The organism is Streptomyces sp. NPDC055400, assembly GCF_053644375.1.
Map to the genome: position 1 here is coordinate 1 of NZ_JBSHLM010000033.1, position 10,220 is coordinate 10,220.

At 67.9% G+C, this 10,220-nt stretch carries 6 protein-coding genes and 2 pseudogenes; 4 read left to right on the forward strand and 4 right to left on the reverse strand.

The features are described 5' to 3' along the window. Window positions 1–121: 121 nt before the first annotated feature. From ACWIGU_RS44535 to ACWIGU_RS44550, 4 genes are all read right to left on the reverse strand, one after another. Window positions 122–334, reverse strand: a complete 213-nt coding sequence (locus tag ACWIGU_RS44535; protein ID WP_454407657.1) for an LCP family glycopolymer transferase — start codon at window positions 332–334, stop codon at window positions 122–124. A 172-nt stretch (window positions 335–506) separates the two neighbouring features. Beyond that, entirely contained in the window at window positions 507–686 is a 180-nt protein-coding gene (locus tag ACWIGU_RS44540) for a hypothetical protein (protein ID WP_454407658.1), read from the reverse strand. A 133-nt stretch (window positions 687–819) separates the two neighbouring features. Next, on the reverse strand, window positions 820–1,329 hold the full coding sequence (locus tag ACWIGU_RS44545) for a transglycosylase SLT domain-containing protein (RefSeq protein WP_454407659.1): 510 nt from the start codon (window positions 1,327–1,329) through the stop codon (window positions 820–822). Window positions 1,330–2,214: 885 nt separating this feature from the next. Then, window positions 2,215–5,994 (reverse strand): S8 family peptidase, encoded by a 3,780-nt coding sequence (locus ACWIGU_RS44550; protein WP_454407660.1) that lies wholly within the window; start codon window positions 5,992–5,994, stop codon window positions 2,215–2,217. 583 nt (window positions 5,995–6,577) lie between these two features. Here ACWIGU_RS44550 and ACWIGU_RS44555 point away from each other — a divergent pair. The 4 genes and pseudogenes from ACWIGU_RS44555 to ACWIGU_RS44570 all read left to right on the forward strand — a co-directional run. Next, window positions 6,578–7,398 (forward strand): annotated as a pseudogene (locus ACWIGU_RS44555) (IS630 family transposase); the annotation flags it as partial. Between the two features lie 196 nt (window positions 7,399–7,594). After that, window positions 7,595–8,683 (forward strand): IS110 family transposase, encoded by a 1,089-nt coding sequence (locus tag ACWIGU_RS44560; RefSeq protein WP_454407661.1) that lies wholly within the window; start codon window positions 7,595–7,597, stop codon window positions 8,681–8,683. Between the two features lie 17 nt (window positions 8,684–8,700). Further along, window positions 8,701–8,971 (forward strand): annotated as a pseudogene (locus tag ACWIGU_RS44565) (transposase); the annotation flags it as partial. 75 nt (window positions 8,972–9,046) lie between these two features. Beyond that, entirely contained in the window at window positions 9,047–10,129 is a 1,083-nt protein-coding gene (locus ACWIGU_RS44570) for an IS630 family transposase (RefSeq protein ID WP_454407663.1), read from the forward strand. Window positions 10,130–10,220 lie beyond the last annotated feature (91 nt).

The window sequence follows — 10,220 nt, forward strand, 5'->3', positions numbered from 1 at the left end:
CCGCTACGAGAAACGGGCCTACATCTACCTCGGCACCGTCACACTCGCAGCACTCCTGATCTGGCTCCGCACATGATCCGAGAAACAGTGCCTAACGCGCCCCGCCGACCGTAAACGGCGTTTACACCCTCGACCACCGCACCCCTGATACTGCTAGGCGGTTGACAGTGCAGGCGGGGCCGCCCGCCTGGTAGGGGGCGTTAAACATCGACTGCTTCTCGCCCGGCGCCGTTGCGCCCGACGGTTTCGCGCACTGCGGCCGGTCGACCAGCGTGTCGCGGGGGATGCTCACGACGGAGGCCTTTTTGTGGCTCTTGTCGACGTGCAGCACCATGGCCGTGTCCGAGCGGGCGCCGGTGACGCCCGTGCCGTATGTGCCGTGTGTGCCGGCGCGAGTCGGAGCCCAGGAGCAGGATGTTCATCGCCCCGTCGTGACCCGCCTTTGGGCGGTTGTTGCCCAGCACGGCGTTGATGTCGGTGCCCTTGAGGTTCCCGTTCAGGTGCGACTATGCGTAGGCGGCACCGCCGGCGCCGGCGAGGACGGCACCGAGCGCGGTGCAGGTGATCACGCGCAGTGGCTTCCTGCGCGTCCTGCCGCGTGAGCGGTGCAGGTTCGCAGACTCGTAGCCGGGCTCGTCAAGGGCGTCTGAGGGTGCGTGCCCTTCGTCTGCACTGTGGTGCGGCATCGGGGGCTGCCCTCCGTTCACTGGCTGAGGTGTGCCGTGGTGGGGCTGTGCCGTGGTGGGGCTGTGCCGTGGTGGGGCTGTGCCGTGGTGGGGCTGTGCCTTGGGTCGGTCACGGCGCGGTGGTGCTGACGGCTCAGTACGCGGAGTTGACGTTGTCGATGGAGCCGTAGCGGTCGGCGGCGTAGTTGGCGGCCGCGGTGATGTTGGCGACCGGGTCCGTCAGGCTCTTGGAGGTGCCGGCGACGTGGTAGGCGTCGAAGGTCGGCTGGATGACCTGGAGCAGGCCCTTGGACGGGGTGCCCTTGACCGCGTTCACGTCCGTGCCGTTCACGGCGTTCGGGTTGCCGGAGGACTCACGCATGATGTTGCGGTGCAGGCCCTCGTAGGAGCCGGGGATGCCCTTGGCCTTCATGACCTTGAGGGCCTCGTTGATCCAGCCGTCGACGTTGTTCCCGTCGGTGGCCTTCTTCGTCGCCACCGAGGACGCGGCCTTCGGCGCCGCGGTCGGCTCGGCGGCCTGCGCGGGAGACGGCGCGAAGGTCAGTGCCGCGCCCGCGAGACCGGCGGCGGCCAGGACCGTGACGGTGGCGCGCTTGAAGCGGGTGGGGCGGGCGGCAGCGGTGATCGGGGCGGAGAAGGCCATACGGGATTACCTCTTCATGCTCGGGGACATCGTGCGGCGCCGGCCGGTGCGGTGTGGCGCCCGGAGCGGAACGATGTTCCGCGCCCTGGCCCGGGGCGTTCGGAGCGAGCGGCTTCGCTCGTGCTCCGACCCGCTCACCGGGACGACAGCCATAGTTAGCGATGCCCGAGAGGGGGCGCAAGGATGTGACGTACTACCCCACATCGGATAAATGTCCGAAATGGCCGAATAGGATGGCTTCTCTGAGCCTCCGAGCGGACCCGTGGACTACTACAGTCTCTAGTATGTGATCTGGCCCCTATGGGCCGCCTCACAGGCTCGACCCCCTTCGTGTTGCCCAGGTCACGCGCTCAGCCCGGTCCGGAGGCCAGCACGACGGCCACGCAGGGCGACTCCCCTCAAGCGAAACCGATTCGGTTTGCAGGCGACTTGGCATGTTGGAACTGACTGCGGCGATGGTGGGTCGCAGCACGCCCTAGGAGTCCTCGGCGCCCTCATCGCAGTGACGTCTCTGATGCCCGTCGGGTGTCGATCGAGCCAGTGTTCGTGGCATGGCGGGACGCTAGGACCGGCCCAGGAAGCAGAGCATCAGCACCGACCGTTCGATGCCGCTGTCCACCGGCCCGCTCGGCGCCACCCTCCGCAAGGGAGGACGAATGGGCCTCCCTGCGGGCGCTACAGGGCAGGGCGCGCTGTGCGACGGAACTGGTGGCGCCGTCGCACAGGCCCTGCCTCGGGTGACAGGCAGGCAGTTTGGCACGTGAAAGGGCCGGGCAGTCCCCCACACCGCCCGGCCTGTATCTGGCCGGCCCGCCGGGCTGTCCCTGTCACCCCACCGGAGGACCGCCCGGCGGACCGGGGTTCAGCACATGTGCGCCACTGTGTTCAGCGCACGTCGTAGGCGCGGGTCACGGTCTGTGTGACGGAGGCGCCCTTGTCGTCCGTCAGCTCGGACTTGAGCGTGACCTGCTGGCCGGAGGCGCCCGCGTGGTCCACGGTGGCGACCCACTTGCCGCCCTTCTTCTCGGTCTTCGCCGCGGTCCAGGTCGTACCGCCGTCATAGGAGTACGACAGCTTCGCCGACGTGATCTCGCCCGGGGTGTAGCCGGCCTGGCCGGTGGCGGACAGGGTGATGGACTGTCCGCCCCGGGCCGCGAGGGTCTTCATGGCGTCCTCGGGGATCTCGTACCTGGGGAAGAGCAGCGGGATGCTCTGCGAGTAGGCATTGGGGTCCTCCTTCGACGTGAAGCCGAAGACCGTCGTGGTCCTGGTGGACCGCTTGAAGAATGTCGCGGGCTGGCCGCCCTTGAAGGTGGTGAGCGCCAGCTCGTAGGAGGCCCCGTCGGACGGCACCGTGAAGGCGCCGTACGGGACGGTCCTCTTGCCGACCTCCGTGCCGTCGCGGCTCAGCCGGACGCTGCCGGAGTCACCGAACGAGCCGGGGAGGCCGGTGTGGCTGCCGTCGCGCCAGAACGCCCGGCTGAGGTCCACTCCGATCAGGTTGCCCTGCCGCTCCGCTACGAGGGTGCTGCTGCCGTCGTCGTTGCGGGGCGCGGCTGCCGACAGGACGCCGTCGTACCACTTCTCCCTGGTGCGTTCGCCCTTCTCGTAGACGGTGGGCAGGCCCTGCATGAACTCGCCCCACGGCATCGAGCTGGAGACCGCGTGGTCCCATGTGGCACGGTCGCCGGTGTAGTACTCGGTGCGCTCGCCGGGTACCGCGAACCGCTCGTACGCGGCGGCCGTGCCGGAGATCCCTGAGTCGAGGGTGCCTGTCGTCATGTCCACGAAGTCGGTGGCGACACCGGCCGCCGTGTACGAGGCGTCGACGCGGGCGAGGTCCTTGTCGCGGGCGGTGTAGGTGCGGTCCGAGACGACCGGTCCGTTCTCGGTGTACGCCAGGTTGTAGACGTACGGCGTCGTGCCCGCGGCCTGCCAGGAGACCTTGCCGAGCTGTGCGGCGAGCGCCTTGCCCTCGGCTGCGGGCAGGCCCAGGAGCGGCAGGGGCGCGATGGCGAAGCCGGTGCTCGGCGCCCAGCGGACCTCGGAGTCGTGGTACGCGATGACGGCGATCGCGCCGGCCTCCTTGGCCGCCTTGGCCGGGGTGTAGACGTCCGTGTCGGTGTCGGCCAGCTTCACCAGGGCGATCTTGCCCTTGACGTCGGCGTCGGCGATCTCGTCGGTGGTGCCCGAGCCCGCGCTGACGACCTCGGCGGAGCCGGTGCCGTTGAGGTTGGCGCCGCCGGTGGACGCGGCGTACGGGTGCAGGCGGGTGCCGTCGGCGGTCGTCAGCTCGCTGACCAGCGGGGCGGCGTTGCGCCAGATACTGGAGAAGGAGAAGTCGCCGTCGGTGGCCCTCCCCTGGATGTCGGCGTAGTAGCCGCGGAGGGCGCGGCCGCCGGTGATGGTGCTGGAGTGCACCCAGTAGTCGTCGAAGGAGCGTGCGTAGCCGAGGACGGCGCCGCGCGTCTCGGTCTTCTTGTCCTGGGTGACGGCCTTGAGGCGGTGCGCCTTGCGAGCGTCGAGGACGACGGTGGTGTCTTTGGTGAGCTGCAGCTGCGGGCGGCCCAGGTAGGTGATCGAGTCGTACAGCTTGGCGCCCTCGCCTGCATCGGGAGTGGTGACGAACGCCGACAGTTCGTACGCGCCCGCGCGGACCTCGAAGGTCTGCTCCTCGGCTCCGTTGTTGGCGGCGCGCACCGCGGTGACGTCGTCGGTGCCGACGACGTCGACGCTGGAGGCGCCGAGTGCCGGGTTGCCGCCCCGGTCGATGAGCTTGACCGTCAGCTTGACCGTCTTCGGCTCGACGTACAGCGAGAACGGGGTGGAGACGTGGACACCGCCGGTGCCGGTGGCCAGGAGGCGGCCGGTGACGTCGCCGTACTGGGCGGCCTTGAGGTACACGGCCGGGTCGACGGTGAGGGGGACCTTCACGGTCTCGCCGGCCGGGACGGTGACCGTGCGGCGGCCCAGCTTGGCGACGGCGCTCTCGACCGCGGAACCGTCGTTGCCGGTGACGCCGTCGACCTTCAGCGTCAACTGCATCGCCGTGTCACCGGTGTTGGTGTACGGCACCTCAACGCTGGTGGTGTCGTCCTTGGACTGCGGCCAGGGGTAGGAGCCTGCCTGCACGGAACCTGCACCGAGCACGGCCTGCTTCAGCGCCTGGTCCACGCGCATCGAGCCGCCGCCGGTCTCGCGCACGTCGCCGGAGATGTCGGTCTTGGCGGAGGAGACGAGGGCCTGCTTGATGCGCTGCCCGTCCCAGTCGGGGTGCTTCTGCTTCAACAGGGCTGCCGCGCCCGCGACATGGGGCGTCGCCATCGACGTACCGGACATGGTGGTGTACGCGTAGACGCCGCTGCCACCGGCGGCCGCGGCCTTGATGTTGACGCCCGGGGCGGCGATCTCCGGCTTGAGGGTGTGCGAGCCGAGGACGGGGCCGCGCGACGAGAAGTTCGCGGTGTCGTCCTGCGCGTCGACGGCGCCGACGGTCAGCACGTCGGGGGCGCAGCCCGGCGCAGCTACGGTGTTGCCCTTGGGGCCCGAGTTGCCCGCGGCGATCACGAACAGGGAATCCGTGCTCTTCGCGATTTCCTCGGCGGCGACGCCCATCGGGTCGGAGCAGTCGCCGACTTCGGTGGAGCCGAGACTCATGGAGATGACGTCGGCATGCTGGCCGACTGCCCACTGCATGCCCGCGATGATCCCGGAGGTGGAACCGGAGCCGTTGTCGCCGAGGACCTTGCCGATGAGCAGGTCCGCGTCGGGGGCGACGCCCTGTTCCTTGCCGCCGGACGCGGCGCCGGTGCCGGCGACGGTGGAGGCGACGTGCGAGCCGTGGCCCTGCCGGTCGTCGGTGCCGGAGGCGGAGCCGGTGAAGTCCTTGGAGTCGACGACCTTGCCCTTGAGGTCGAGGTGCTCGGCGTCGATGCCGGTGTCGAGGACGGCGACCTTGGTGCCCTTGCCGGTGTATCCCGCGGCCCAGGCGAGGTCGGCACCGATCTGCTGGGTCGACTCGGCCATGGTCGACTTCGCCTTGGCGTCCAGCCACAGCTTCTTGACCGGTGAACCGGCTCTGGTTCTCGGGCTGGTGACGTCCGCCCAGAAGGAGGCCGCCTTCTCCTTGTCGGCCCTGAACGACACAGCGCCGATGGAGTCGAGGGTGTGGGTGCGCTCGGCACCGCGGGGCGTGGCCGGCAGCGCGCGGGCCACGTCCACGGACTTCTCGTACATGGCGATGACCGGGACCGACGCGCTGTGCGCGTCGTCGTAGCCCTGGGCGACGAGGCCGGTGACATTGAACAGCTGCTCGTCGACGAGCCCGGCGTCGATCTTCTGCTGGACGCCCTGGGGGTAGACGAACAGGTCGTCGCCCACGCGCCGGGTCCCCACGACCGGCTCGCCGCCGTCCTCGCGCGGCAGCACACTCGCCGAACTGCGGCCCTTGGCATCGGTCTTGACGACGACTTTGTCGCCGGTGACGAGGGTGACGACGGCCGTCGCGGCCTTCGCATCCTCGGCCTGGGCGGCGGCGCTGCCTACCAGGGGCCTGTCGTTTCCGGCGGAGCCGTCAGTGGCGTTCGCCACGGACATGCCTCCTGCCGTGACGGCCAGGACAGCGGCGATGGCCGTGCCCAGGGGCGTCCGCGATATCGCGCGCATAGGTGCTCTCCATCCCCAACCGGCCTGAAGTGTTCACGTGCCGGAGATCCACTCGTGGTGCTGCGGTGGGGACACAGTGGCAGAGGGTTCTGCGGTGGAGGAGAACTCGCTGCGGCGGGTTTACGCCGTGTCCGGTTTCCGCCACAAGTCGCCGCACACGCCCACGCATTCGCTTCGACGGTGCTTCGACCAGGCCGGTCTCTCGCTGACGGCCACCTGCATCCCGACGTCTGCTGCTGTAGGTGCCAGTAGCCTCGTCCGTGCTGGTCATGCTGCGTGTGCACACCGTCGCGAGTCCATGCCAATCAGGGATGACGGGAGGGACCTGCTCGGTGATTGCCGGCTGGTTCCGGTCGGCGACAGGATGGTCCGGTGGCGGCGACTGCAGTACCTGGCCCTGGCCCTGGCGAATATGTTCCCCCTGATACGGCTCCTGCCGATGGGCGACCGCGACAAGGACGCCAAGATCCTGGCACGGCGCCACCAACTCGCCGCGCTGCTACGGCGGAACGACTAGAGATCTTTAAGGGTGTGGGTTACGTGGGGTCGTGACGGATGTCGTGGGCTGCGCTATGCCGGAGGGATGAGGTATCCCGATGGTGGCGGGCTGACGGCTGAGGAGCGGGTACGGCGTGAGCAGGTCCGGTTGGCGGCCGCTGATCTGATCGAGGCGGGGGCCAGTGACCGGGAAGTGGCCCGGCAGTTCCGGGTGACCCGCATGTCGGCAAACCGCTGGCGGCGGGCGTTGGTCACCGGTGGTCGGCAGGCTCTGATTTCCAAGGGGCCCGGCGGCGCCCGCTGCAAGCTCGATGCGAGTCAACTACGTGTGCTTGAGGCGCTGTTGGATGCCGGCCCGGCAGCCGCGGGCTGGAGCGATCAGTGCTGGACGCTGGCAAGGATTGCCGAGGTGGTGCGACGCCGGTTCGGCGTCGAGTACACCCTGGCCGGGATGGACCTGCTGCTGCACCGCATCGGCTGGAGCGTGCAGGTCCCTTCCCGCAAGGCCACCGAGCGCGACGAGGAGAAGATCGCCGCCTGGAAGGACGAGCAGTGGCCCGTCATAAAAAGACGGCGGCGGACCTGGGCGCCTGGCTGTGCTTTGAGGACGAAGCCGGCCAGGGGCTGAGGCCGCCCAAAGGCCGCACCTGGGGTCGCCGAGGCCACACGCCCGTCGTGCGGGTCACCGCCGCGGGCACCAAACGCGTCTCCATGGCCGCGCTGATCTGCACCAAGTCCGGCCACCGGCCCCGGATGATCTATCGCATCCACCTGGACCACGGCCCCACCAAGAGTCGGCGCAAGGGCTTCACCGAGACCGACTACGCACGCATGCTGGATGCCGCACACCAGCAGCTCGGCGGCCCGATCGTTCTGGTCTGGGACTGTGAGAATGAGGGCATCTCGTTCGGGACCGTGGTCTGACCCGGTCTGGGACTGACCATCGTGTCCGGAGTATTGTCTGTCGGCCGCGGTCCCGGGCGAGAGTCCGCCGACGCCGGGTCGACGGGTGTGTCCCGATAGGGGCTTCGCGGCCAGCACCGTCACAGTCTTGACCACCCGTTCGGCCCGGTGTCTTTTCCTCGGTCCGCTCGGGAGAGACATGACAGCTACGAGCACCTTGCCGACACCAAGCACCCAAGAGCCCCCCACGGAGCGCTATGAGATCGTCCTGGGCGTCGACACCCACAAGGACGTGCACGTTGCCGCGGTCGTGACCAAGCTGGGCGCCCAGTTGGGGGCATGCCCGTTCCAGGCCACCGCAGCAGGCTACCGGGAGATGCTGGAGTGGGCCCGCTCCTTCGGCGATCTACGTTATGCAGGCGTAGAAGGCACGGGCTCCTACGGTGCGGCCCTGTGTCGATACCTGCTTGCCCAGGACGTTCAAGTGATCGAGGTGAACCGGCCGGACCGTGCCGCCCGCCGTCGATCGTGCAAGAGCGACGAGGTTGACGCGGAGGCCGCTGCCCGTGCTGTGCTTGGAGAGCGAGCCACCGCCAGGCCGAAGCACACCGGCGGGACGGTGGAGGACCTTCGGGTGTCCAAAACCGTCAAGGACTCCGCTGTCAGGGCCCGCACCCAGGCGATCAACCAGCTCAAGGCGATCCTGGTGAGCGCCGACCCGGAACTGCGTGAATCCCTGGCGCGGTTAGGCAACGTCGCGCTCTTCAGCGCGTGTGCTCGACTCGATCCGGAAATCAGTGCCGTCCACCAGGCACTCCACCTACTTGCGGTCCGCATCGAGCAGCTGTCCAACCAAGTCGGTGTCCTCACCAAGCGCATCACCCTCGCTGTCAAGGACCACAACCCCGCGCTCCCAGACATCCAGGGCGTGGGACCCGACAGCGCCGCAGCCCTCCTGGTCGCCGCCGGCGAGAACCACGATCGTCTCGACAGCGACGCCTCCTTCGCCGCTTTGTGCGGCGTCAGCCCCGTCGAGCACTCTTCGGGGAAGAGCAAGCACCGGCGTCTGAACCGTGGCGGCAACCGGCAGGCCAACGCTGCCCTCTACCGCATCGTGCTCACACGCTTGCGCTGGGACGAACGCACTCGGGCCTACCTGGAGCGGCGCACAGCCGAAGGCAAAACCAAACGCGAAGTCATCCGTTGCCTCAAACGCTACGTGGCCCGCGAACTCTTCCGATGCATCAGCGCCTCACCATTGCCCGGGGCAGCGATGCAGCGAGGTTGACAGACCATAGGGGCATCAATTTGAACACGCACGTCAGCCGCACCATGCGCCAGCTTGTCGACGCCCGATTATGGCTGACCGTCTACCAACTCCCACCCTATGCACCCGAGTTCAACCCGGTCGAAGGCGTGTGGTCGCACCTGAAACGGTCCCTGGCCAACCTCACCAAGCACAGCCTCGACCAGCTCACCGCGCTGGTGAAGACCCGCCTCAAGACGGATGCAGTACCGCCCCGGCCTCATCGACGGCCTCATCGCCAAGACCGGCCTCGACTTCCAACCGCCGTAACCTCAACCATTGAAGATCTCTAGTGTTCTGAGTCAGGAATTCCGTGTGTATGTGTAGCCTTGTTCTATGGGGCGGATGGGGCGGCCGAAGGCCGAGTTGACTCTGTCGGATGAGGAACGGGCTGCACTCGAGGGATGGGTGCGGCGTCGTTCCACGCCGCAGGCGTGGGCATTGCGGTGTCGGATCATCCTGGCCTGCGCCGAAGGCACCTCCAACAAGGACGTGGCTACTCAACTCGGTTCCACACCACAGGCGGTGGGCCGCTGGCGGGCCCGGTTTGTGCAATATCGAATCGTAGGTCTGGGTGACATGCCACGTTCGGGTGGCCCCAGGACGGTGACGGACGACCAGGTCGCCGCGGTCGTCACCAGGACGCTGGAATCCACCCCGAAGAACGCGACGCACTGGTCGACGCGATCGATGGCGAAAGAGATGGGCCTGTCTCAGTCGTCGGTGTCCCGGATCTGGCGGGCGTTCGGCCTGCAGCCACATCGCTCGGAGACCTTCAAACTGTCAACCGATCCGTACTTCGTCGACAAGGTCCACGACGTCGTCGGTCTCTACCTGGACCCGCCCGAAAGGGCGTTGGTGTTCTGCGTGGATGAGAAGTCGCAGATCCAGGCCCTGGACCGGTCGCAGACCGTGCTGCCGATGATGCCCGGTGTTCCCGAGCGGACCACCCACGACTACGTCCGTGCCGGCACCACCACACTGTTCGCGGCCCTCGAGGTCGCCACCGGCAAGGTGATCGGCTCCCTGCACCGCCGGCACAGGGCCGAAGAGTTCAAGAAGTTCCTCGTCAAGCTCGACAAAGAGGTGCCTGGCGACCTGGACGTCCATCTCGTCTGTGACAACTACGCCACCCACAAGACACCCGCCATCAAGAGGTGGTTGCTGGCCCACCCCCGGTTCCACCTGCACTTCACACCAACCGGCTCGTCCTGGCTCAACCTCGTCGAGCGATGGTTCGCCGAACTGACCAACAAACAGATACGGCGAGGTGTCCACAGATCCGTCCAGGCCCTCGAGAAGGACATCCGCAGCTGGAACGCCACCTGGAACACCGACCCGAAGCCCTACGTCTGGACGAAGACCGCAGACGAAATCCTCGAACGCCTCGCCAGCTATCTGAATAGAATTCCTGACTCAGAACACTAGAGATCTTTAAGGGTCTGGGTTACGTGGGGTCGTGACGGATGTCGTGGGCTGCGCTATGCCGGAGGGATGAGGTATCCCGATGGCGGAGGGC